Source organism: Arenibacter sp. P308M17, from assembly GCF_003426735.1.
In the GTDB taxonomy this organism is placed as follows: Bacteria; Bacteroidota; Bacteroidia; order Flavobacteriales; family Flavobacteriaceae; genus Arenibacter.
The window spans coordinates 151,359-175,366 of the sequence record NZ_QVON01000005.1 but is presented as its reverse complement, the minus strand read 5'-3'; the positions used below and the strand labels follow the sequence as shown (position 1 = coordinate 175,366).

Sequence of the window (24,008 nt, the reverse complement as noted above, 5' to 3'; positions counted from 1 at the left end):
ACAAATTATACCCTAAAATGATGATGTTTAAACTAAGAAAATAAAAAAAGGAGTTTTCTCAAGTATGAAAACTCCTTTTTACCTAAATAGAATATAAACTATTTCCCTAGTTATAACTCCGAATAAAAGCCAAAACGCTCCGATATCAACTTAGCATGCTCCTTAACTTTCACACCTATTGCATTAAATGATTTTTCCGGTAACCTTTCCTCGGGGCCAGTAACCCATATTGCCGCGATAGGGGAACCATTTCTATTAAAAATTGGAGCTCCGACACAATGGACTCCGGTGACTTCCTCTCCCCTGTCCGTAGAAAATCCATTGGTTCGAACCTCTTTTAATACCTTTTTATAGTCCGTAATGTTGGTAATTGTCTGCTTTGTATACTTCTTAAAATCCATTTTATCCAATATTTCCTTCTGCTGATTAAGTGGCATAAACGCAATCATAGCTTTACTAGGGGCCGCAACATTCGAAGGAAAAACGGTACCAATATCCACCCAAAACTTTATAGAATGCAAACCTGGTATTAATTCCAATACTATTCCCTCATGATTGACCATTATTCCCAACAATACAGTTTCCTTAATATCATCTCTTAATAATCGCATAACATCGATAGATTTTTCAATTAAGGTTTGCTCATTCAACACAGAATATCCAAGCGACAACAATTTACCAGTAATTGTAAAAGCTTTTGAACCCTCGTTTCTATAAAGATACCCAAAATCCAACAAGGTAGAAGTTATCCTAAATGTACTATTCATAGGTATATCCAAATGATTACTTATATCCGTAATATTCAACCCTTCAGGATATTTGGTAAGTAACTCCAGTATTTTAAGGGCCCGCTCCAAATTGGGAACACTATGTTTAGACCCTTTATTTTCTTCTTTCTCCTTTTTAACTTTCATTGGATGATGAATAATTAACAGGGTAAAACCCCAATGTTATTTATTTGATTCAAGGCTAATGATAACTCAAATCTGCTGAAACTTTCTAAGATCTTCAAAATCTAAAAATTTATAGTTTGAAAATTAATAAATAAGTAAACATGTAAATTCAAAAAACCTTTATGCGTAAAGCACAAGGCATAAAATTAAGGCATTTTTTAAGAATAGCTGTTTTCCCCTTTGAAATTTCATATATAAGTTCAATCTGAATTCCGAGACCTTTGAAATTAAAAATATGAACAAAACCTTTTCGATTTGTCTTTTTTACAGATAAAGTCAATTATGATAATAGTAGTTTTTTTATAATCATTTCCATTTCCTAACTTCAATTTCATCCAAAACTTCGTAATACACAATATCCATTAACCTTATCTAATAACTGACAAATACAAATCTTTCATCCCTTCAAACAATCAAATATTTCATCCAAAACAACCATCACATACCCCCCCTTATACTCTCCCTCCTCATACTATGTTTCACCTCCTCCCAATTGAATAAATACCCTAACCCCGGCAAAACACCTAGACAAGCAACTGGGTTTCCATTAGCATGGACTTGAGAACTAGCATATTTTTCCTTTATCCATAATAATGACCCCCTGCTTTTTAACTTATCAAATAGAAGCCGTCCTAAAAACCATAAATCATACTTATTTGATTATCAATAACTTATGAAGTATTTAGCTATTTATTCAATCCGTAAGTTTCAATTGATTTGGAAAAAAGTGAGCCTAAAGTGGGCTTTCCAATTAAAAAACAAAAAGCCTCCAATCTCTTGGAAGCCCCGTGTTTGTTGATGTGATCGCGACACGATTCGAACGTGTGACCGTCTGCTTAGAAGGCAGATGCTCTATCCAGCTGAGCTACGCGACCATTCGCTAATTGCGATAGGTTTTATCTTTAGCGGCTGCAAATATACAATTATCATTAATTACTGCGCAATTTAATTCATAAAAAAAAATAAAGAAAATGCAACAAGTGAACGATAAAAACCCATTGTTTACACATCGTTTTGGAAACAGCTTAAACTACATTCCACCAAAGAAGTCCTACAGAAAAACTTCCCCTGGCCATAAACCTTGTTGGCCAAATCATTCGGCCTCGATCCTCTTACCAAACCGGCAGCGGCTTCCCTATTTACTTTTCTCTAAAAAATGGTAAACCCTATGTATAAGTTCCTTGGGTTGGTCCACTATAAAAGAAGGGGCAAGTATATTTGCGGAATGCACTTGATCCCTGGTGATATGGTTGGTTACGGCAAAGACGTGCATACCTGCGGCAAGTCCGGCCTTAATTCCGTGGACCGAATCTTCAATAACCAAACATTCATTGAATTCCATTTTGAGGAACTCTTTCACTTTAAGGTAAATCTCCGGATGTGGCTTTCCCTGTACAATATCCTCACTGGTAAGGACAATATCCAATTTCCCCTGGATTCCCATGGCCTCGATAACCTTTTCAGCCTCAGGGCGATGCGACATGGTAGCCACTACCGTTCGATAATTATCCGCGTGGACCCTGTGTAACAGCTCAAGGTTGTATTTACAAAAATGACTGGATAAGAGATCCTTATCGTTCAGCATTTCATGGTATATGGCCAATCTCTCCGTAATAATTCCCCTTTTTACGGTTTCCGGATCAAGGTCATCCATATCTTCGGATAATGGCTTTTTATATTCTTCAAAAAGTCCGTTCACAACCCCGGCTCTGGCAAGCCCCACATACTTCCCGAAACTGTCCAAGACCATTTTCCGTGATACCGACCCCTTGGTCAAAATCCGAATGGCCCGGGCATAGGATTCCGCCTTTAATATTTCGGTATGTACCAGGGTTCCATCAAGATCAAAAATTATTGCTTTTATCATCTTGTTCCATATTAATCTTGGTTATTGGAAGGTGTAACTTCTTTTCACCATCTCCGTTAACCTAAAGTATCCGTAGGCATAATTTTCCGGATTATCAACATTGATACAATTTCCCTTAAGGGGAACGGGAATTGAACTAAAAAGGCCGGTACCGCCCGACTGTTCTATAAGTATCCCTATAAAATTGGAATACTGTTCCGAAATACCATAAAACGATATATCCACGATATCCCCGGGAACAAATGCCTCTATTTTATCGGTACTTTCATCTTCCTCCTTCTCAAAATACCAGCTAATTTCGTTCCCGTTTATAAATTCGTCGTCCGCATCCTCCAAATAAGGCAATAGATCGCCCCGTTTCTTAAACTTAAAAAGGTAAAAATTTTCTTCCTCCCCAGGATCCGTAAATATAACGTTAACTTCAAGATCTTCATCGTTAAAACCTTTTTTTCGCGATTGGGCAAGGTCCGAGATATCCACTACAGGAATTAATCTCTCCGTGGCCGTATAGGTTTCATTATTATAAATAACTTCCAAGGTATAGGTGTCGTTCAAAACCGGTACAAAAGATGTAGTGGTGTATTCCCCATTGTTTTGATCCGCAAATACGTAGGTTGACCCATTGCCATTGTTGGTGACTTTTACAGAGGCCCCTGTTACACCGGAACTGGTATTATTCCCAAAATACAGGGTGGAAGTACTAAGCTTAATGGTCTGTACATTCCCCAAAGTTCCTTTTTCCCAATCCAAGGAAGCTTCAATAGTTAATCTTGCCGGTGCCGTTTGCACGTCTACATCTATCACATCGGTACAGGCACTGGAAACTATTAATATTGAACTAATTGCAAGCTTTATAATGGTCTTCATGTTCTATTAAAATTTAAAGTTATAGGTAACTGATGGTACAATGCCGAAAATTGCCGTTCTAGTGGCTTCATTGGCTCCCGTATCCACATTCTGTCCAAAAGAGATGGAAGCTGCATTTTTTTGGTTGTAAACATTATATAGGCCCAGGACCCACTCCCCTTTCCATCTATTGTTGGGCTTTCTATTGGGTCTATAAGTAGCGGAAATATCCAATCTATGATAGGCCGGCAAGCGATCGGAATTTCGGTCCGAATAACTGGCAATGGACAGGCCTTCATAGGTATACTGTCCGTTGGGATAGGTGACCGGTCTTCCGGTCTGGAATACCAGATTCGTTCCAAACGACCATTTTCCATTTAACTCATAAGCCCCTGTCAAGGAAAAATCATGGGTCCTGTCATAGGCCGTGTTGTACCACTTGCCATTGTTGATTCCCAAGCCTCCTGCCTTGCCTCCCGGGGTCCGCTGTTCCGATTTTGAAAAGGTATAGGCAAACCATCCCGTAAACCTGCCCTCATTTTTCCTGGCCAAAAATTCCAGCCCATAGGCCCTGGATTCCCCATTCAAAATTTCTGTCTCAATAGTATTGGTCCCTATTAAGTCCGATCCGTCTATATAATCAATTCTATTATCCGTAGTCTTATAATAGGCTTCCACCTCCATGGAATACATCTTATCGTTGAAATTTCTAAAATAGCCCAAGGCAAACTGATCCGACAATTGCGGTTTTACAAATTCCCCGCTAGGTGTCCACACATCCAGTGGCGTAACCGAGGTGGTATTGGACAGTAAATGGATATACTGTGCTGCCCGTGAATACCCCGCCTTTACAGAAGACCAATCGTTCAACTGGTAGGCAAGTGAAAGCCTTGGCTCAAAATTGCCATAAGTTTCTATTGTTTCGCTTTTCCCGTATGTGGTCTCCCCCACTGGGGTACCTCTTTCGTATATATCCAATTGGGGGTTATACACCACCGGTCTGTCTTCCGCATACACGGTCATTGCCTGTCCCCCCATGCGACTAAAGACACTATAGCGAAGACCATACTGTACCGTGAACTTATCGGTCAGCTTATGTTCCGCATTTATATACAGGGCGCTTTCAAAGGCCTTTTTCCGGTCCAGGGATAATGGATTTATTTCCGATGTTTCGGAAGTTGGCCTAATTTGCCCTGGATCAAAATCATAATAAATGCCACTGGCCCCAAAATCCAATTTAAAATTTTCACTGGTATAGTACTTTAAATCATATTTTATATTGTAGTTATTTATGGAGGAAACCCAATCGAACTCTTCTATGACAATACCCAGATCATAGTCGTACTTGCTATATATCAACGATAGGTTGGAGAACAATCTATCGTTAAAAATGTGGTTCCAGCGTAAATTTCCCGACAGGTTTCCGTAACTGCTATTAAAACTTTCCCCAAATTGGAACGCATCCCTACCAAAATATCCGGAAAGAAAGAGCTGATTACTGCCGTTAAGGTTGTAATTGGTCTTTAGGTTCAGATCATAAAAGTTGGCGCTGTTATCTTCCCCGGCCGCCTTTAACAACAAATGGGCATATGATCCTCTCCCTGCAATTAAAAAGGAACCCTTCTCCTTAAACATAGGGCCTTCCAAGGCCAATCTGCTGGAAATAAGCCCGATTCCCCCGGTCATTTCAAAATTTTTGCTATTCCCATCCTTCTGACGTACATCCAATACCGAAGATGTCCTTCCCCCAAATCGCGCAGGAATACCCCCTTTGTACAATTTTATATCCTTGATCGCATCTGCATTAAAGACCGAAAAGAAACCCAACAAATGGGAGGTATTATAAATAATGGCCTCGTCCAAGAGCACTAAATTTTGATCGGCGGCACCGCCCCTAACATGAAAACCACTGGAACCTTCCCCATTATTGGTAACTCCAGGAAGCATTTGCAGGGACTTTATAATATCCAACTCCCCCAATACCACCGGCATTTGTTTCACTGTCTTCATATTTAATTTGGCAACGCTCATCTCCGGTTTTCTCAGGATGGCGCGTTCCGGCTCCTCGGCCGTCAACACAACCTCGTCCAGTTGGGTAGAGAATTCCAAGATTTCAACATCCATTTTTTGATCCCGATCCAAGGTTATCCCCTTTCTCAATTCGGTAAATCCTACATAGGAAATAATAACAGTGTGGTTCCCTTGGGGAGCTGTAATGGAGTAAAAACCATATTCATTGGTGGTTACGCCTATGGTAGTCCCCTCCAAAAATACAGAGGCCCCAAAGAGGGTTTCCCCATTGCTTCCGTCCGTTATGGTACCACTTAGCGTGTAACTTTCCTGAGCGGATGTGACTGCCGTGAACAACATAAATGTTAAAAAAATATTTTTCATCTGTTTATATTAATTGTTTTTTTGATTTCAATTTTAGATATTTTAATTATGACCTATTGACATCCAAAAAAAATAAAGGTTGCATATTCCCAAAAAAAATCGCTTTTCAATGGATAGGTCCATTCTGCCAAAATTGAGCTATTCCCGTGTAGAAATAGGGGACAAATTAATGTGGCCAAAAATATTTTTCAATTTAGATGCAACTTTTTCAACCAATGTTTGTCTATTAGTTTGAAGTTCCCCCTATTTGGACCGTTAAACCATTTTTTTTAGTTGAAAACCAATATCTGTTTTACACACCGTGAACTTGTTGAAAAGAGCAAGTTGGGCGACCGTAACTCGCAGTTTCAATTGTACGAACATTATGTAGATGCTATGTATAATGTAAGTATGAGGATGTTGTGCAATAAGGAGGATGCCGAAGATACCGTTCAGGACAGTTTTGTGGAAGCATTTAAAAATTTGGGGAATTTTAGATATGAGAGCACCTTTGGTTCTTGGCTAAAAAGGATCGTAATCAATAAAAGTATCAATCATTTAAAGCTAAAACGGATTCCTTTCCTACCCATAGTTGACCATGAATACCATCTCGCTGAAGAACCTATTGAAGATGTTAAGGAGATAGATATAGAAAAAGTAAAAAGGGGTATTAAATTGCTACCACCGGGCTACCAACAAATTATACATCTCTACTTGATAGAAGGGTATGACCATGAGGAGATTGGGGAAGTATTGAATATCTCAAAATCTACCTCCAAATCCCAGTACCATAGGGCAAAGAAAAAGTTACTCGATGTTATTAAAGAAATGTAATGGATTATTTTGAAAAACACATAAGGAACAACAAGGCATTGTTCGATGAACACCAGGCGGACCGATCTAAAATGTGGGCCAAAATAGAATCGGAACTATCCCATTCCAAGCCAAAGGCAGTGCCCTTATGGAGGTCCCCGTTATTCCGAGTGGCGGCCAGTATTGTGTTGGTCCTCTTTTTGTCTTCCCTCATCGGCATTGCAGTTTATGACAGATACCCGTCCAACGGGCAGAACAGCGTGGTCTCCCAGGAGCTTATGGATATTGATATGCATTATAGCAACTTGGTCCGGCATCAGGTACAATTGGTGAAGGATCATCCCGATCTATCACAGCAAGACAAGGAGCAATTCCTGTCGTTTATGGACGAATTGGATGAGGAATACAAGACTTTAAAATTGGAAATGAAAAAAAACCTGGGCAATGAAAGGGTCCTGGAAGCCATTATTGGCAACTACAAAAAAAGGATTGAGCTCATAGAAAACTTATTGAGGCAAATAAACGATTCAAAAATGATAAATGACGATTATGGATACAGCTTGTAAAAAATGGCTTTTATGTATAGCCTTGGTCCTGATGGCCCATATAACGATGGCCCAGGAAAAAGTATCGAAAACCATATCGGAAACCTTTGAAATGACCAATGCGGGGGAACTCCAGGTGGACAACAAATATGGGAACATCACCATCCACGGGTGGTCCAAGAACAATATTGCCATTACCGTAGATATTGTTACCTCCCATAAAAAAAGGGAAAATGCACAACAGCTGTTGGATCGTATCGAACCCAAGTTTAAAGTAATGACCGATTTTGTAGCCATTAGTTCTGAAATAGCCGAAAAAAACAAAGGCTTTTTAGCCGAGTATTTCAATAAGGCAAATCCGTTCGACTTCGACCGGAGCAATGTGCAGATAAATTATTCCATTTATTTGCCGGTCAATGCGGTAGTGGATATCAACAATAAGTTTGGCGACGTAATTCTAGAGGATTGGACCGGCAAATTAAAGATGGAGGTACAGCATGGCGATGTTTGGATCAACAAAAACCTTAAGATTGCCGATATTGACATAAAATATGGCAAATTAAAGGCCAATAATATAAACTTTGGCAGTATCAATCTAAAAAATGGCGGTCTATCCCTTGGCAAATCCAAAGACTTAAGGCTTACCAGTAGCGGTTCAACCATAGATATGGAGGAAATTTCCTCTTTGGAAATCTACTCCAGTAAAGATGAAATTACTATTGGTGAAGTGGAAACCATACACGGGGAACTGGAGTTCTCCAATTTGGAATTGGCCAATGTAGATGATAAAATTGATCTGGCCATGAATATCGCAGAATTCAAAGTATTGACCATCCATAGTGCCGATGCCACAATCAACATTCAACAACAATCTTCGGAAATAGTCCTCAATGTTCAGGACTTCTCCTTTAGGTTTAATGCCACCTTGGAGGAAGGCTTGTTGCGTATTCCAAAAACCTTCGAAAATATAGAGACCCAAATGATCGATAAAGGAAAAAAAATACGGGATATAAAAGCTACCTACGGCAATTCCAAACAGGGATCCATAACCATTACAGGTGAAAAAGGGGTAATTCTCTTGAAGGAGCTGTAATAAATATTAAAAATAAACCGATAAAATATGCAACCTTTTACAAGGTTTGTTGTCTTCTATAACAATATCAATCAAAAATCAAATGGCATGAAACTAAACAGAGTAATTTTACTTCCCCTCCTATTGGGATTTGCAATTCCGTGCTTTGCCCAGGACACCTCCGTTGATTATGTGGAGTTTAACGATCGAAAAAACGTAGTTCACGGGGTCTACCTAGGATTAACTACCCACTATGGAGAAATTGAGGATAAGGACACCTTTTTTACAGGTTTAAAGGTAGCCTATGTGGCCAACCAACAATTCGAAATAGGGTTTGTGGGTACTTTTTTCTATTCGGACCAAAACATATATAGGGGAATATCCTCCTATGACGAAGATCTCATCGGCGGTTATGGAGGGCTGCATTTGGAACCTATCTTTTTTAGCAAAAACCTTGTGAGCCTTTCCTTTCCTGTCCTGATAGGAGCCGGTGGTATGGGCTATATAAATGACAACTACAATGATTATGATTTTGACGAACGCGAATTTGAAGATAACGCGCAAGCCCTATTTATAGTTGAACCTGGAATTAACGCCCTGTTCAACATATCCAGATACCTACAACTGGAGGCAGGGCTAAAGTATAGGTTTTCCAATAGTGTAAACGATTCCAAAAACTTTGACCCAATACGAAGAATAAATGGCTTCTCCGCCGGAATAGGAGTCAAAGTAGGTATTTTCAATATGGGAAGGAATAGGTATAAAAAGAATTTATAACAATATGAAAAACACTACCAAAAATATTTGCAGTATCTGCCACGATATTATAGAAACCCAACATGTATTTTCGGAGGATAATCAGGTTTTCTTAAAAAGAAGTATGGTGGAACCCTCAACCGGGACCATCCTCAAGGACGAATGGTTTCCTATAAATTTCCAATGGGTATCGGACATGGAACTAAGAAATAATTTGAAGCTACAATCCCATTTGGAGTAATTTTCCGTACGCTATAAATGACTTTTTTCTAGTTTTTAAAACAAAAACGAACGCATATTTATCTATGGTCGGTATCCCGGTCGGATCTTTTTTTTGAAAAAACCTTCTTAAGTGCCAATACAACCAATAGACATAGAAAACCGATAACCAGACCTGCAATAAATTCCCCCACTATTGCCGGCAATGCCTCCAACCAATGATGAAGAAAATCCAAGTTATGTACAAAAATCCCCCCGGCCACCAGAATCAGGGCAATGGTGCCTATTACAGATAAGCTTTTTATAACCACCGGCAGGGCAGCCACTAAAAACTGTCCTATGGCTTTGGTTATTCCACCCTCTTGGCCATTTATCGCAATAAGTTTTAGGCCCAGATCGTCCATTCTCACTATCAATGCCACAATACCGTACACCCCTACAGTGGCTATCAGGGCAATTATGGTAACCACCATAATTTGCGTCCAAATAGGTTGTTGCACTACCGTTCCCAGGGCAATGATTATAATTTCTACGGAGAGAATAAAATCGGTAACAATGGCCGATCTTATTTTTTCCTTCTCCACTAACAGGATTTCTTCCTTTGTTAGATTGGTTGCCACCTTTTCGGTTTTGGAATGATGATGGGGCTTTAAAAAATGATAAATTTTCTCCACCCCCTCATATGCCAGATAAAGTCCGCCCAAAACCAGGATTACGGTGATCGCCAAGGGAAAAATGGCACTGAGCAAAAAAGCGATGGGAAGAATGATCAATTTGTTCAGAAATGAACCCTTGGTAATGGCCCATAACACGGGTATTTCCCTAGAGGAAACAAAACCTGAGGCCTTTTCCGCATTTACGGCCAAATCATCCCCCAAAATACCTGCGGTCTTCTTTCCGGCTATTTTGCTCATAGCCGCCACGTCATCCATTAGACTGGCAATATCGTCCAGTAAAGCAAAAAATCCTGATGCCATATAATTATTCTTCTATTGATTAAAAATTCCTCTTTCTTCTTTCCTCTTTTTTCTTTCCTCTTTTTTCTTTCTTCTTTCTTCTTTCCTCTTTTTTCTTTCCTCTTTTTTTTATACCCCATTACTACCTCTCCATGTCCGCAAATATATTTCATTATTCCTATAGCTGCGTTTTATTTATTAAAGAACCTACCCTCCCCATTATTAACCAATAAATTTGTATAAATATTCCGTTCCCATGTATTTTATTTAGGTTCTAGTTTAATTTAGTGTTGATAATTTGAATTTTGATGGAAAATCATGGTATTTATAATCTTTATCGCCATAGAAAATTCGATTCACCCCTGCCCGACTACATCGTTCCCGTCCGTACCGGAACGGGCGGACAGGCGGGCTTTAGGGACGGGGAAATAACCGAATTTTCGGCTTTTTTCGTTGTTCCCCAGCCCTAAAGGGAGCCGAAAATGCCGAAAAGCAAGGAGATTTAATATAATATCTATTCTAAACTAGAGCCTTTATTTAATAAGTTAGTATAAGATTGGTAAAAGCGCGTTTTCTATTCCGTTAATGATGATCTTTGGTCTACGAATTATGAAAATAACCAAGTCAAAATATCGATTTTTAAGGAGGGCAGCAAAAATGGTTTTGGTCCTTGCCTTGCTCTTCATGGTATTGGTACTCCTGATCAGGAGTCCGTGGGTCCAGAATTTCATAGTACACAAAGCCACCCATTACATATCCGACAGGACCGGTACCAAAGTTGAATTGGACCAGCTTTATATCACGTTTTCAGGAAATGCCCTGTTAAAAGGATTATACCTGGAAGATAAAAAAGGGGATACCCTATTGTTTTCCAGAACCATGGAAGCAAATGTACCGCTTAGAGCCCTGCTTCTTCAAAATGAACTGCATTTAAAATCGGTTACATGGGAAGGTTTACGCACCCATATTGTACGAAATTCGGAAACGGAAAAATTTAATTACCAGTTTCTTATAGATGCCTTGGCAACTGGGGATACCCTTCCCCAACAGCCGGATGCAGCACCTATGAAGATAAAAATAGGCACGCTCGATTTTTCCGACTTTAAAATATCCTATAACGATAGGGCTTCGGGAATAAATGTCAAACTTACCATGGGCACATTATATATGAACGCCAACAGGACCCATCTTGAAACCATGCATTACGAGATGGACGAAGTGGCCCTTTCGGATACAAAAATCCAATACCATCAAAGCAAACCTTTTGTCCAGACGGACGATCCGGCCACCAAACTTCCATTCGTAGTGGTCAACGAACTTAATTTTAGCAATATCCAAATAGATTACACTTCCGTTCCCGATAAGGTAGTGGCAGCGGTAAGATTGGGGGAATTTGGATTGGATCTGCCCAAAGCCGACCTGGCAAAAAATGAGGTGGACATAAAATGGCTCACCCTAAAAAACTCGGACATTGCCCTACAACTCCCAAAAGATGATCTGGAGGTAAGGGATTCTACCGCGACTACCACCCAAAAGCCTGACTTTTCATGGCCGGATTTCTTTTTAGTGGCAGATAAAATATCCCTCGAAAACAACTCGGTCCAATACCGGTTAGGTAATACCCCTTCAGTGATAGGCCAGTTCGATCCCAACAATATAGCCTTATCCCATCTTAGTTTGGACGCTACAGAAGTTCACTATCAAGCGGAAGATGCCCACCTAAAGTTGGCCCGGTTTTCTTTTTTGGAAAGAAGTGGTTTCACTTTGGAACAGTTGGCTATGGATGTTATTTTAAATAACACCATGGCATCCATTTCCGGATTTAACATGCAGACGGCTTCAAGTGCCCTACATGGAGCATTCAAATTGGATTATCCTTCCTTACAAAATCTAATAGCTTTCCCGGAAAACACAAGGGTAGGCATCCAATTGAACAACATAATACTAGGGCTTCAGGACGCTCTCTACTTCCGGCCCAAGCTGGCCGAAAATGAGTATTTTACCATGGCACAGGGGCATCCCATAACCGGAAATGTAAACATTGGCGGGACACTCAATGAATTGGACATCCCCAAATTAAATTTAGGTTGGAACAACACGGCCTTGACGGGCGAAGGCCAACTATTCCAGGTTTCCCGGCCAGATTCACTTTCCTTTGATATTTCTAAAGTAAGTGCCACCACCACAAAAGCCGACCTACAGCTATTTGTGAACGAAAAAGAACTCAACATGGCACTGCCCCGGACTATTTTGGTAGAGGCCCGGGCCAAGGGCAGTTTAAAAAGCATCACCGGGGAGGCCCTTATGAAAATTCCGGAAGGCACTGCCCAAATCTCCGGCAACTATTCCAATTTGGATTCGATACACTTTAACGGAAACCTTCAAGTGAACGACCTTCAATTGGGCAAATTGTTACAAAATGACCAACTGGGCACCATGGCATTTACAATACGCGCGTCCGGAAGTGGCAGCGACCTTAATACCCTGAATGCCGAATTGGATTCCGAATTCGACCAACTTAAGTTTAAAAATTACAACTTTGCAGATTTGGATCTCCATGGAAAAATCCGAAACGGAAAAGGCAACATAAACCTCAATTTTAAGGACAACAATCTACACTTCACTTCCCAAACAGTTGTAGATCTGGATTCCTTAAATTCTAAATTTGGCCTTCATTTAAATGTAATCGGTGCCGACCTTCAGGCCCTTGGCATTACCAAAGAAAATATAAAGGCAGGGCTGAATTTGGAAGCCGATTTTATTGGCAGTCCAGAAGACTTTACATTGAATGCCGTTCTAAATAACGGGGTAGCGGTATATGATGGACAACAATACCAAATGGGCGATGTAGAGATTAAATCCAAAATCGATACCCTGAATACCGAGATTACCATAAACAGCAATTTTCTTACAGGAAACTTATATTCCAACGCCTCTCCCCAGGGCATAAACACCTCCTTGAAACAATATTTTAAAAATCATTTTCAAGATTCGATCGTAAATGCCGCTCCTGCCGATACCCTAAAACTAAAAATGGATATGAAATTGGTTCCGAATTCTATTCTCACTAAAGTGTTTTTAAGGGATTTGGAACAATTGGACTCCATTAGTGCACACGCCCATTTTGATGCGGCCAAAGGCATCCTGTCGTCGGCCCTACAAATACCCCATGCCAGCTATAAGGGCATTGCACTGGATAGCTTGAGCATTTCTATAAACGGGGATTCCACCAACCTTCGTTTTAAGGCAGGCCTGGCCAACCTATTGGCCGATCCGGTAACCCTTGGAAGGACCTCTTTGGAAGGTAAGCTGAACAATAAGCAATTATTACTGGATTTTAGTGCCTATGATGAAAATGAAAAAATAACGCACATTGCCTCCGAAATAACCCGTGCAAACGACACCACCCTGCTCCATATTAATCCCATCGGCCTCCTTTTTAATAAGGAGGAATGGGCCGTTCCTAAAGATAACACCATATCCTTTACAGAAAACTTTTTGGAATTCAAAAATGTAAGATTTGAAAGAAATTCCCAAAAATTGAGCCTTGCAAGCCTAACATCCGAAACGGAGGACAACCCACTCTCATTACGCTTCGAACAATTTAACCTACAGACCATTATGGGCATGCTAAACCCTGACAAGCCTTTGGCATCAGGAATGATCAACGGGGATTTTACCATTGAAAATCTATTTGGTGCTACCGGGATCGTAGCCGATTTTAATGTAACCGATTTAGAAATATTGGAGCGAACACTTGGCAATCTAAGCTTGAGTGCCAATTCCAAAACCAAAGGAACCTACGATTTTAACCTAGCTTTGGAAGGCGGTGGCGCAGAAATTGACCTAAATGGCGATTATGCGGCATCCGAAACAGCTGCCCAATTAAATTTGGCCCTGGACCTAAATAGGATCGACCTTGCCTTTATTGAAAAATTCTCTGCGGGCGGATTGAAAGATTCCCATGGAACGCTATCCGGAAATATTAATGTGTCGGGAACAACTACTTCCCCCTTGTATTCCGGTTCCATAAATTTTCATGACACCGATTTTAATATAGCGACCTTGAATTCCGTTTTTAAAATTTCCGATCAATCCCTTAAAATTGATAACGAGGGGGTTTATATGGACAATTTTCAGATTACGGATGCCAATGGCAGCCAATTTAATATGAACGGTTCCATTGGCACTGAAGAATTGACCGACCCAACATTTGATCTAAGTCTTAGCGCAGAACAATTTCAAGCCCTTAACTCCACAAAAGAGGATAATGAACTGTTTTACGGAAAAACAAGTTTTGATTTGGATCTGAGTGTAACGGGCCATTTAAAACTCCCGGTGATAGAAGGGAAAATCCGGGTCCGCGAAATAACCGATATTACCTATGTAGTTCCCAAAGCACAGTTGGATGTACAGGAACGTGAAGGAGTGGTACTTTTTGTAAACCGTCAAAATCCAGATGATATCCTGACCAGAAACGATCAGGAAGAAACCCCCAACTTTTTTTCCGGAATGGATGTCAATGTTAATCTGGAAATAGCGGACGATTCGGAATTTCATATCATTATTGATGAACGTACCGGTGATAACCTTCAAGTTTCCGGAAATGCATCGCTGATCCTGAATATGGAACCCAACGGCCTAACAAATCTAACGGGTAGGTACGAACTAAGCTCCGGTCATTATGAAACTTCCCTGTACAACCTGGTAAAGCGAAGGTTTGAAATAAACCCCGGCAGCACCATTACCTGGCAGGGCCAGCCAACGGATGCCAAACTGGACGTTACCGCTGTGTACAAGGTGGCCACCTCCGCTACACCGTTAATGTCTTCGGTTATTTCCGGGGAAGATATCAGTGTTATCAATAAATACCGCCAAGTACTCCCCTTTTTGGTGTACCTAAATGTTGATGGCGAACTATTGCAACCAAAGCTGTCCTTTAGATTGGATATGCCAGAGGATGAACAGGGCTCCCTTGGAGGAGCTGTCTACGGTAGGGTACAACAGTTGAACCAGCAGGAGGCAGAGTTGAACAAACAAGTATTTTCCTTATTGGCATTAAATAGATTTTATCCCAATTCTGGAAGTGATGGCAGTATGGGAGGTACTTCGGCCATTGCCAGGGACAATGTAAACAAGGTATTGTCCGGACAGATCAATGCCTTTTCGGATAAGGTTTTTGGTAAATCGGGATTTGAGGTCGATTTTGATCTGGACAGTTTTACGGACTACCAGGGCGATAGTCCACAGGACCGTACCCAATTGAACATCAACGCCAAGAAAAAATTGTTCGATGATAGATTGGTGGTAACGGCCGGAAGTGCTGTGGACGTGGAAGGAAGTGCGCAGCCAGGCCAAGAGGAAACCCCTATTATCGGCAACGTTGGTCTGGAATACCTGCTTACCAAAGATGGGCGCTATAGACTAAAGGGTTTTAGAAAGAACGAATATGAAAATATCATAGACGGTCAATTGATCGTAACGGGAATAGCCCTGATTTTCAACAGGGAATTCAATAAATTTAGTCAATTGTTCAACCCCATGAAAGATACAGCTGAAACAGAGGCCAAGGAGAAGGGAGATGATAAAAAAGAATAATATTTTGAAAATTTCCATCACATATTACTACGCCCTTGCACTACTACTGGTGGTAAGTCTATCTTCCTGTAGTGTACATAAATATATTCCGAAGGGGAAAGCTTTATATACAGGTTCCAAGATCAATATTGAAGCCAAAAAGGAAATAGGGAATACAAAAAAAATCTCCCAGGAACTGCATACCCTTTTGGAACCCGAACCAAATTCAAAGATACTGGGAATAAGACCGGGTCTGTACTTCCATTACAAGGCACAGAAAAAAAATCCGGGTTTTTTAAACCGATGGCTCAATAAAAAATTGGGGGAAGAACCGGTATATCTATCCGATGTAAACCCGGAACGCATAGAGCAACTCATGTTGAACCGTTTGGACAATCGCGGTTATTTTTACAGCGATGTATCCTCCGAATTGGACAGTACCCAAAAACATGCGGCACTAAGGTTCCGCGCGGAACTCCAACAGCCCTATACCTTGGGACAATTCAAATTGGATAAGGATTCCCTGCCTATTTATAACGATATATCCAAAGCCCTGGTCCAAACCCAAATAAAGTCGGGAAAACGATTCGACCTGGAACTCATGAAATATGAAAGGGAACGTATAGACCAGGAACTAAAACAAATGGGATATTACAATTTTAACCCGGATTTTTTAATTTTTGAAGTCGATACCAATCGCTATGACAACAAAAAGTTCGATCTATTTCTCAGGCTTAAAAAAAACGTTCCCAAAAAGTCACTTATTCCCTATACCATAGATTCCATTTCCATTTTTCCCAACTATTCCATTGATACGGATACCCTTAGCCCCCCCAAAACCTCAACGATCAACGGTCTAAGTTTTTTTCAGAAAGAAGAATTTTTTAAACCCAAAAAACTGGAGCCTTATATTTTGTTCGCGCCAGGTCAAAAATACAACTCAAAAACCGCACGCTTAACCAGTAATCGCCTTTCCTCCCTGGGCACGTATAAATTTGTAAATATTAGATTTAACGCCATAGATACCGTGGGGACCGATAGTACCGGATCCCTTTCCGCCGATATATACCTTTCGCCACTCACCAAAAGATCGGTACGTGCGGAATTACAGGGGGTAACCAAATCCAATGGTTTTGCAGGTCCCGGAGTAGCCGTTACCTATAATAATAGGAATCTGTTCAGGGGGGGCGAGACCTTTGGCATAACCGGGAACTTTGCCTATGAATCACAGCTTTCAGGTGGAAAGAATACGGGCCTCAGCAGCATTGCAGGGGGGTTGAAGGCCGATCTGGTCATCCCCTCCCTCCTTCCGTTTTCACCCAGAAGTTTTAAATATGCGGTACCCAAGACCAAAATAAGTTTGGGAACCGATTTCCTAAAGAGAAGCAAATTATACACCTTAAGCTCGTTCAATACCTCTTTTGGATATACGTGGAATGCCAATAGGTTCGCGTACCACGAACTTAACCCGATCAATGTCAACTATGTAAATCTATCCAACACCACGGAAGAGTTTTTGGCCATTTTAGAAAATAATCCGTTTCTAAGCCAAAGTTTTGAACAGCAGTTCATTGCCGGACTAAATTATACCTTCACCTACAACGAATTGGTAGACTCCAATAGAGGAAATCCTTTTTTTCTTTCTACAAATTTGGATATCGCCGGGAACACCTTAAACCTCCTTAGTGGTTCAAAGACTACCATTTTTGGACTTGAGTATGCCCAATATGCCAAGGCCGATATTGATTTACGGTACTATATAAAATGGAATAAAGAACAGGCTTTGGTGACCAGAATTTATGGCGGTTGGGGTATTCCCTATGGCAACTCTTCCACCCTACCCTTTGTAAAGCAATTTTTTTCCGGAGGGCCCTATAGTGTTAGGGCATTTAATATTAGATCGCTCGGACCTGGCACCTTCAGTTCCGACGAAAATGGGAACTCCTCCTTTTTCGATCAATCGGGCAACCTAAAGCTGGAAGCCAATCTGGAATACCGATTTCCAATTTGGTCCTATTTTAAAGGAGCTATTTTTGCCGATGCCGGAAACGTCTGGCTGACCAATGAAATAGAGATTCCTGCCGACGCATCTACAGTGAGTAGAGAGTTCAACGAAGAATTGCTCGCCAAAGGAAAATTTGGCTCGAATTGGGCCAAGGAATTGGGCATTGGCCTAGGCTTGGGCCTTAGGGTAGACATACAAAGCTTTGTCCTCCGCTTCGATTTTGCTTCTCCCTTACAGGTACCCTACCTGCCCGAAGGGGAACGTTTAAGAATTCCCTTCTTTGATGGGGGCAGTAATAACCTCATCTTTAATTTTGCCATCGGATACCCTTTTTAATTGATATTGGGGATTTGGAAACCTATTTTATTAGAGAAATCATAAAATTTTTTATTTTACCTCACCCGGAACTGCTGAAAAAGCAGTTCCGACCTCTCCCAAGGAGAGGTAAACCATGTCTAACGAACAGGCAGGCCCGCACGAAGGAGCGGAGAACATTTATCCTAAAGAAATCATAAAATTTTCATTATCAAGTAAATGGGTCAAAAATGGAATCTTTTGAACCATTCCCTTGTGGTGTTTAGGCATACCTTTATAAGAGTTGAATTATTAACCCGTCTGCGCTTTTTATGCAGACCATAAATAGAAAAATATTATGAACAGTGATCAATTGGAAGGAAAATGGAAACAGGTCAAAGGTAAGTTCAAACAAAAATACGGCGACCTTACAGACAATGACCTAACGTATTCAGAAGGTAAGTTTGACGAATTCTTAGGCAGGTTGCAAGAAAAGACCGGTAAGAAAAAAGAGCAATTAAAAGAGGAAATCGACAATATGTAGCCTCACGCCTAGAAATGTATATCCCATTGCGGCAGCCCCTACCATTGTGTGGGGGTTGTTTATTTTTATGTTGACCCATTCATCCCCTTCTGCCGTCCAAACAGCCACATCCCGATTACAATCAATAGTGAACCCTCTTTTTAAGGATATACCTGTCTAAAACCTCTCGACTCCTAGGGGATTGTAGCAATTTCTTAATTTACACTAAATCAATGTCTTGAAATTATTTTTAATGTCGAACCCACGTTAATTTAGCGTGGGTTCCCCTGGGCGTATTCCTTTTTATACATCCGCACGGTAATCAGGAAAAGGCTAATAAGGATGGGGCCAAATATGAGGCCAATAAACCCAAAGATAGGGACACCTACAATTACGCCGATCAGTGTAATCAAGGGATGTACATTGTCCAATTTCTTAAGAACGTAAAGCCGAAATATATTATCCGTTGCCCCTACAACGATTACACCATAGAGCAAAATTCCCCATGCTTCAAAAGTATTGCCTTCGGAGAGCGATAATATAAAGACCGGAACTATTCCCAACAAAGAGCCTATAAAAGGAACCATTGAGCCTATGGTAACAATAACCGCCCAGAAAAAGGGAGCCTGAACTCCAAATATTAAAAACCCAATAAGCGCAATAATCCCTTGGGCCAAGGCCACCAAAGGTATACCCAAAGCATTGGAACGTACCATTGCCCTAACTTCCCCACCTATTATTTTTAAATTTTCCTTGCTTATAGGAATATAATCGAATAAAGATTCGCGCAATTGCCTACGATTGGTGAGCATATAAAAAAGCAAGAAATACATGATGGCAATGGCAATAAAAATATTGAAGGTTCCCCCGGCGAAGCCCTGAAGATTTTTGGAAAGCCATGTAGAGACCCCACTGGCATCAATTTGGGAGGTAAAATCATATCCAAATTTGTTTTCCAAAGTGGTCAGTTGGGATTTCACGGCAGAAATTACTTTTTCAGAATTCTTAATGGCACTTTCTACTTTATTTCCCAGCATCAGAACAATTCCTGATACAGGCAATAAAATACAAATAAATGATCCTATAAGTAAGGTAATGGCTGCCAGATTTGGAGGCCACCCTTTATCTATGAGTTTGGCCATGGGTGCCCGCAAAAGCACATAAATGGTTATGGCTCCCAAAATACCTGAAAAATAAGGAAGTATTGCCTGAAAAATTAGTCCGCCCAACAGAATAATGAGTAGCAAACTAAATATTTGTCGAATTATTTTAGGATTGATCTGTGTCATAGGACTAAGCCGAAATCAGGAAGATCAGGCAAAATATTAAATGGATTTCTTTTTATATTTGTTATCTATCAACAAAATAAGTTACACTTTACACTTGGAATCCATAATATCCGAAAGATTTATTTATGATTTCCAATTCCAAAATTGGCAGCCAACAACTACAAAATTTCTTTTATACTTTGCACCACCCGTTCCGATAGCTATCGGAACCGGTAAAAAGGCCGGCCCGTCATAATGGCATGGGGGGAATCGTAATCCTGTCGGACGAACAGGCTGGCCTGTCCGAACGGCATGGGTTGGCCCGACCCAAGGGTGGGAGCATCTTTTGATCGACCTGTCCATCATTGATTTCCACACCAATGAAGCAACACCTCCAGCCATATTCGGCCGGTGGTTATAACTCCATTGTCCTGAAAATATTATAGGGGCTTTCGGCCAGAGATAATATTGTAGAGAATTGCAATAATAGCAATTACCAAAAGAATATGGATCAGGCTACTGGTACCCATACCGGCCACTATACCAAAAAAACCCAAGACCCAGATAACAATACAAATTACTGCGATTAACCAAAGTATACTTCTCATAATTTAAGGTTTAAGATATTAAAATTTATGTGTATGATTATTTAGTGATTATTCTTGATCTGACTTTTCCCTTACATAAATTATATAAAAGGGACCATTTAAAGTTAATCTTTTATTTCAACCAACTCTAATTCAATAACGAAATTTATTAATGCAATCGACCGCTAATAAAAAAATTGAAACTGACTATGCCCTATTCAATGGTTCAAGGTTCAAGGGCAAGTTTGAATGTTGAAAGTTTGAATGTTGAAAGTTAGCTCTAAATCAAGCATCTCAATTCTAACATCTAGTATCTATCTAGAATCTAAAATCTAGCATCCAGTATCTAACATCTAGCATCTAACATCTCAATTCTAGTATTTTTTCTGCTCCAAAAAAAGTTTGGCTATTGGTTTGTAAAGTTTCGCAAATCGTTGTTGGCGCCATAAATCACCAAAATATCATTTGCATTCAATACTGTATTCGGCGATGCCACCCCTTGGACCCTATCTTCGTTTCGAGTCTTTCCAACAACACTTTTAACTTCTGTTTTTTTAATTGTTGTTAAAGCCAAAAGGTTGAATGTAGACCGTAATTCAATTTCTTTGATCGTTTTTCCAACAAACCTTTTCGGAACTTCCACTTCAATGATACTAAAGTCATCGCTTAATTCAAATGAATCCACCACATTGGTCAAACATAACTTTTTGGCCCAACGCTCTGCGGTTTCCTCTTCGGGACGTACAATTTCGTCTACTCCGATCGCCATGAGCACTTTTTCGTGCAACCGGTCTATAGCCCTGCTGATCAATCGTTTCACCTGCAAATTTTTAAATAGGGCCGTGACCATTACATTGGCTCCTTGATCCTCACCTATGGCAATGATAACAATATCGGTTTCCTTAAGCGGCAGCCCGGAAACCGTAAATTCGTCCGTGGCATCCATACAGATGGTATGTGAAATTTTCTCTTTGTACAGATCCACCTTGTTCATACGGTTATCAATGCCTATAACTTCATTTCCCTGTGCAGTTAATTTAGCTGCCAATGATGCTCCAAAACTACCTAGACCTACAATGATGTATTTCATACGTTTAAATTTTTGCAATTATTTAAAAATAAGCTAATTAAAAAACCCGCCTGAACGGCTAGTCGGGCAGGTTGAGAACGTATGTAACCGCTACGCTCTCACATTAAACCTGCCTGCCGGCAAGGCAGGAATTTTAAACATTGCCTTTTGTGAAGTAATTTTTAAAATTTATTAATGCTTGTTTCATGTGTTTATATTTATTGTTTTTCAAATGTCACACCAGCCCGACAAAGTCATTCCCGTCCGTACCGGAACGGGCGGACTGGCGGGTGTAACCTTCCCCGATGGTACAGACAGGTTTGATGTTTTAAAATAATCCTTCACCTTTGTACTTAAAGATTATTTTATACATGTCGGTTTCATTTAGTTTTTAATTGATAGTGATTTCCTCGCTGGGATAGCGATAATTTTTATGTTTAATTTTTTTAAAAACGGCCACAATTATCGAGAGCATACTTACCCTTCCCACAAACATTATGGCAATTACAATACATTTACTAACAGTGCTTAGTTGGCCCGTAATGCCCAAACTCAAGCCCACGGTACTGTAGGCCGAAAAGCTCTCGAATGCAATATTCAACAGCCCCTTTTCCGGGTCAAAAATAGTGATGAGTACAATTCCCGAACCAATTACGATCAACGACAACGCTATGGTTGCGAATGCCCGTTTTACAGAAATATCCGCAATTTCCCTCCTATACACCTCTATGCGCTGTTTTCCCTTTGCCAAACTCAGAATATTCAGTGTTGCTATGGCAAAGGTACTGGTTTTGATACCACCTCCGGTAGAGGCCGGTGATGCCCCAATCCACATCAATAAAAAAGTAATCATTACCGTAGGAAAAGCCAGGGCGGTCATATCCACAGAATTGAAACCGGCCGTTCTTGGGGTTGCGGCACCAAATAGGGCATGTACCAATTTTCCGAAGAACGAATGCTCTGCCAGTGTATTATTGTATTCCAACAGTAAAAAAAAGATAAAAGCTACCGCTGTAAGGGAAAAAGTGGTAACAAGCGTAATTCTACTATTCATATTCAGTACCCAAGGTTTATGGGTTTTTTCTTTGGAATTGAAACGGAACATATTGATCAACTTGTGCTTAATAAATCGAACAATATTCACAACAATTGGAAACCCTAGGCCACCCAATACAAAGGTAAATATGATTATAAGCTGTAAAGGGTAGTTAAAGTTAAACCCTGTTTCATAAATACCATTGCTTAAGGTTGAAAAACCTGCATTACAAAATGCAGAGATCGAGTGGAAGATGGAAAAGAACGCCTTGTCCGAAAAATTATTGATCAACGTGTTATCCAAGGTAAAGAAAATAAGTACTGCGGCCGTTGATTCAACAATGGCGGTAATTACAATAATACTCTTCAAGGTACTAAAAACATCACCTATTTTTTGGGAGTTGGTCATTTCACTTAAGGTCAATTGATTCTCGTAGGTACTGCCCCCTTTAAAAAAATAACTGAAGTAACTCGCAAAAGTCAATATTCCCAAACCCCCGATCTGTATTAAGAACAAAATGATGGATTGACCAAAAAGTGTGAAATAGGTAGCTGTGTCCACTACGATCAATCCCGTTACACAAACCGCACTGGTCGAGGTAAACAGGGCATCTACAAACGAAATCCCGTTATGTGTAGCCTTGGGCAACATCAACAATAGGGAGCCCAGAACAATAATGGTCAAAAAACTTAAAATGAATATTTGTGCGGGATTAAAGTAGGTTCTGCTCAAATTCAACCTTTGTTCCGAAAATTCCCTGAAAAACGACAAAATAACCGCCAAAACTACCCAAAGGGGGTTTTCCAATATCAGATCGGTTTTAAATGCCTCCCCTACAAAGAGGTACATATAAAATATATAAAGGGTATATGCTACCGAAATAATATCGAAAATGGCTACTTTACGCTTCAACAAATCAGGATTATCATAATATCTTGCAGCGGTCGATGTTAACCCCAAGGCTATGACCAAAAAGTAAAATCCATCAATGATCTGTTGAACCAATGTAGTTTGGGAAAAACCAAAATCAAAAATAAAGGCGAACATTCCAATAACGCTCGCCCAAAATGCAATTCCGTAAAGTTTTCCTAAATCATATTTCATTCAACAAAAATAGTGTATTCTTTTTATCAAACAGAAGCGTTTTCAGAGCTTCCGGCCCATATATTTTTACAATAATAATATTATGATTGGGGCAGTTTGGTCTATACGAATGTATTGATTTGTTTGCAATTCTAATGGTCAAACG

Annotated in this window: 19 protein-coding genes and 1 tRNA gene; 9 read left to right on the top strand and 11 right to left on the bottom strand. The window is 40.2% G+C overall.

Annotated elements, in window-relative coordinates:
- Nucleotides 1-110 precede the first annotated feature (110 nt).
- From D0S24_RS13470 to D0S24_RS13450, 5 genes are all read right to left on the bottom strand, one after another.
- On the bottom strand, nt 111-914 hold the full coding sequence (locus D0S24_RS13470; protein WP_117020395.1) for an IclR family transcriptional regulator: 804 nt from the start codon (nt 912-914) through the stop codon (nt 111-113).
- Nucleotides 915-1,754: 840 nt separating this feature from the next.
- Nucleotides 1,755-1,828 (bottom strand) — tRNA-Arg (locus tag D0S24_RS13465).
- Nucleotides 1,829-2,088: 260 nt separating this feature from the next.
- A complete protein-coding gene (locus D0S24_RS13460; RefSeq protein WP_117020394.1) occupies nt 2,089-2,820 on the bottom strand; it encodes an HAD family phosphatase in 732 nt (243 codons plus the stop codon).
- Nucleotides 2,821-2,841: 21 nt separating this feature from the next.
- Nucleotides 2,842-3,687 carry a DUF4249 family protein gene (locus D0S24_RS13455; RefSeq protein WP_117020393.1) on the bottom strand — a complete coding sequence of 282 codons (846 nt, stop codon included), beginning with the start codon at nt 3,685-3,687 and terminating at the stop codon, nt 2,842-2,844.
- A gap of 6 nt (nt 3,688-3,693) precedes the next feature.
- On the bottom strand, nt 3,694-6,060 hold the full coding sequence (locus tag D0S24_RS13450) for a TonB-dependent receptor (RefSeq protein ID WP_117020392.1): 2,367 nt from the start codon (nt 6,058-6,060) through the stop codon (nt 3,694-3,696).
- Between the two features lie 273 nt (nt 6,061-6,333).
- On the opposite strand from D0S24_RS13450, the gene D0S24_RS13445 reads away from it, so the two are divergent.
- The 5 genes from D0S24_RS13445 to D0S24_RS13425 all read left to right on the top strand — a co-directional run bounded on the left by D0S24_RS13445 (nt 6,334) and on the right by D0S24_RS13425 (nt 9,466).
- On the top strand, nt 6,334-6,873 hold the full coding sequence (locus D0S24_RS13445) for an RNA polymerase sigma factor (protein ID WP_251795789.1): 540 nt from the start codon (nt 6,334-6,336) through the stop codon (nt 6,871-6,873).
- Nucleotides 6,873-7,418 (top strand): hypothetical protein, encoded by a 546-nt coding sequence (locus D0S24_RS13440; protein WP_117020391.1) that lies wholly within the window; start codon nt 6,873-6,875, stop codon nt 7,416-7,418. The genes D0S24_RS13445 and D0S24_RS13440 overlap by 1 nt, the downstream gene beginning before the upstream one ends.
- Nucleotides 7,402-8,490: a hypothetical protein gene (locus D0S24_RS13435; RefSeq protein ID WP_147321458.1), complete on the top strand. Its 1,089-nt coding sequence runs from the start codon at nt 7,402-7,404 to the stop codon at nt 8,488-8,490. Before D0S24_RS13440 ends, D0S24_RS13435 begins: the two co-directional genes overlap by 17 nt.
- Nucleotides 8,491-8,577: 87 nt before the next feature.
- Nucleotides 8,578-9,246, top strand: coding sequence for a hypothetical protein (locus D0S24_RS13430; protein WP_147321457.1), 669 nt, complete (start codon nt 8,578-8,580; stop codon nt 9,244-9,246).
- 4 nt (nt 9,247-9,250) lie between these two features.
- Nucleotides 9,251-9,466 (top strand): hypothetical protein, encoded by a 216-nt coding sequence (locus D0S24_RS13425; protein WP_117020388.1) that lies wholly within the window; start codon nt 9,251-9,253, stop codon nt 9,464-9,466.
- A gap of 58 nt (nt 9,467-9,524) precedes the next feature.
- On the opposite strand, the gene D0S24_RS13420 is transcribed toward D0S24_RS13425, so the two are convergent.
- The gene (locus D0S24_RS13420) at nt 9,525-10,421 is read right to left on the bottom strand and encodes a DUF808 domain-containing protein (protein WP_117020387.1); all 897 of its coding nucleotides are present in this window, start codon (nt 10,419-10,421) and stop codon (nt 9,525-9,527) included.
- Nucleotides 10,376-10,573 carry a hypothetical protein gene (locus tag D0S24_RS13415; RefSeq protein ID WP_117020386.1) on the bottom strand — a complete coding sequence of 66 codons (198 nt, stop codon included), beginning with the start codon at nt 10,571-10,573 and terminating at the stop codon, nt 10,376-10,378. The genes D0S24_RS13420 and D0S24_RS13415 overlap by 46 nt, the downstream gene beginning before the upstream one ends.
- A 135-nt stretch (nt 10,574-10,708) precedes the next feature.
- On the opposite strand from D0S24_RS13415, the gene D0S24_RS21135 reads away from it, so the two are divergent.
- From D0S24_RS21135 to D0S24_RS13400, 4 genes are all read left to right on the top strand, one after another.
- Entirely contained in the window at nt 10,709-10,870 is a 162-nt protein-coding gene (locus tag D0S24_RS21135; RefSeq protein ID WP_181938096.1) for a hypothetical protein, read from the top strand.
- Nucleotides 10,871-11,009: 139 nt separating this feature from the next.
- Complete coding sequence (locus D0S24_RS13410) at nt 11,010-15,998, top strand: translocation/assembly module TamB (protein WP_181938095.1); 4,989 nt, start codon at nt 11,010-11,012, stop codon at nt 15,996-15,998.
- Nucleotides 15,999-16,002: 4 nt separating this feature from the next.
- On the top strand, nt 16,003-18,318 hold the full coding sequence (locus tag D0S24_RS13405) for a BamA/TamA family outer membrane protein (protein WP_309545098.1): 2,316 nt from the start codon (nt 16,003-16,005) through the stop codon (nt 18,316-18,318).
- Between the two features lie 316 nt (nt 18,319-18,634).
- Nucleotides 18,635-18,820, top strand: coding sequence for a CsbD family protein (locus D0S24_RS13400; RefSeq protein WP_117020383.1), 186 nt, complete (start codon nt 18,635-18,637; stop codon nt 18,818-18,820).
- A 251-nt stretch (nt 18,821-19,071) separates the two neighbouring features.
- Here D0S24_RS13400 and D0S24_RS13395 read toward each other — a convergent pair whose 3' ends face one another.
- From D0S24_RS13395 to D0S24_RS13380, 4 genes are all read right to left on the bottom strand, one after another.
- Nucleotides 19,072-20,088, bottom strand: coding sequence for an AI-2E family transporter (locus tag D0S24_RS13395; RefSeq protein ID WP_117020382.1), 1,017 nt, complete (start codon nt 20,086-20,088; stop codon nt 19,072-19,074).
- A gap of 419 nt (nt 20,089-20,507) precedes the next feature.
- Complete coding sequence (locus D0S24_RS13390; protein ID WP_117020381.1) at nt 20,508-20,675, bottom strand: lmo0937 family membrane protein; 168 nt, start codon at nt 20,673-20,675, stop codon at nt 20,508-20,510.
- Between the two features lie 385 nt (nt 20,676-21,060).
- Nucleotides 21,061-21,744, bottom strand: a complete 684-nt coding sequence (locus D0S24_RS13385) for a TrkA family potassium uptake protein (protein WP_117020380.1) — start codon at nt 21,742-21,744, stop codon at nt 21,061-21,063.
- 370 nt (nt 21,745-22,114) lie between these two features.
- Nucleotides 22,115-23,863 carry a TrkH family potassium uptake protein gene (locus tag D0S24_RS13380; RefSeq protein ID WP_117020379.1) on the bottom strand — a complete coding sequence of 583 codons (1,749 nt, stop codon included), beginning with the start codon at nt 23,861-23,863 and terminating at the stop codon, nt 22,115-22,117.
- Between the last annotated feature and the right edge of the window lie 145 nt (nt 23,864-24,008).

What these genes read in the sequence shown, in the direction of transcription:
- D0S24_RS13430 (WP_147321457.1), top strand. Translation starts at nt 8,578, where the DNA reads ATGAAACTAAACAGAGTAATTTTACTTCCCCTCCTATTGGGATTTGCA.
- D0S24_RS13400 (WP_117020383.1), top strand. Translation starts at nt 18,635, where the DNA reads ATGAACAGTGATCAATTGGAAGGAAAATGGAAACAGGTCAAAGGTAAG.
- D0S24_RS13470 (WP_117020395.1), bottom strand. Translation starts at nt 914, where the DNA reads ATGAAAGTTAAAAAGGAGAAAGAAGAAAATAAAGGGTCTAAACATAGT.
- D0S24_RS13380 (WP_117020379.1), bottom strand. Translation starts at nt 23,863, where the DNA reads ATGAAATATGATTTAGGAAAACTTTACGGAATTGCATTTTGGGCGAGC.
- D0S24_RS13450 (WP_117020392.1), bottom strand. Translation starts at nt 6,060, where the DNA reads ATGAAAAATATTTTTTTAACATTTATGTTGTTCACGGCAGTCACATCC.
- D0S24_RS13420 (WP_117020387.1), bottom strand. Translation starts at nt 10,421, where the DNA reads ATGGCATCAGGATTTTTTGCTTTACTGGACGATATTGCCAGTCTAATG.
- D0S24_RS21135 (WP_181938096.1), top strand. Translation starts at nt 10,709, where the DNA reads ATGGAAAATCATGGTATTTATAATCTTTATCGCCATAGAAAATTCGAT.
- D0S24_RS13435 (WP_147321458.1), top strand. Translation starts at nt 7,402, where the DNA reads ATGGATACAGCTTGTAAAAAATGGCTTTTATGTATAGCCTTGGTCCTG.
- D0S24_RS13415 (WP_117020386.1), bottom strand. Translation starts at nt 10,573, where the DNA reads ATGAAATATATTTGCGGACATGGAGAGGTAGTAATGGGGTATAAAAAA.
- D0S24_RS13460 (WP_117020394.1), bottom strand. Translation starts at nt 2,820, where the DNA reads ATGATAAAAGCAATAATTTTTGATCTTGATGGAACCCTGGTACATACC.
- D0S24_RS13385 (WP_117020380.1), bottom strand. Translation starts at nt 21,744, where the DNA reads ATGAAATACATCATTGTAGGTCTAGGTAGTTTTGGAGCATCATTGGCA.
- D0S24_RS13410 (WP_181938095.1), top strand. Translation starts at nt 11,010, where the DNA reads ATGAAAATAACCAAGTCAAAATATCGATTTTTAAGGAGGGCAGCAAAA.
- D0S24_RS13395 (WP_117020382.1), bottom strand. Translation starts at nt 20,088, where the DNA reads ATGACACAGATCAATCCTAAAATAATTCGACAAATATTTAGTTTGCTA.
- D0S24_RS13425 (WP_117020388.1), top strand. Translation starts at nt 9,251, where the DNA reads ATGAAAAACACTACCAAAAATATTTGCAGTATCTGCCACGATATTATA.
- D0S24_RS13390 (WP_117020381.1), bottom strand. Translation starts at nt 20,675, where the DNA reads ATGAGAAGTATACTTTGGTTAATCGCAGTAATTTGTATTGTTATCTGG.
- D0S24_RS13455 (WP_117020393.1), bottom strand. Translation starts at nt 3,687, where the DNA reads ATGAAGACCATTATAAAGCTTGCAATTAGTTCAATATTAATAGTTTCC.
- D0S24_RS13440 (WP_117020391.1), top strand. Translation starts at nt 6,873, where the DNA reads ATGGATTATTTTGAAAAACACATAAGGAACAACAAGGCATTGTTCGAT.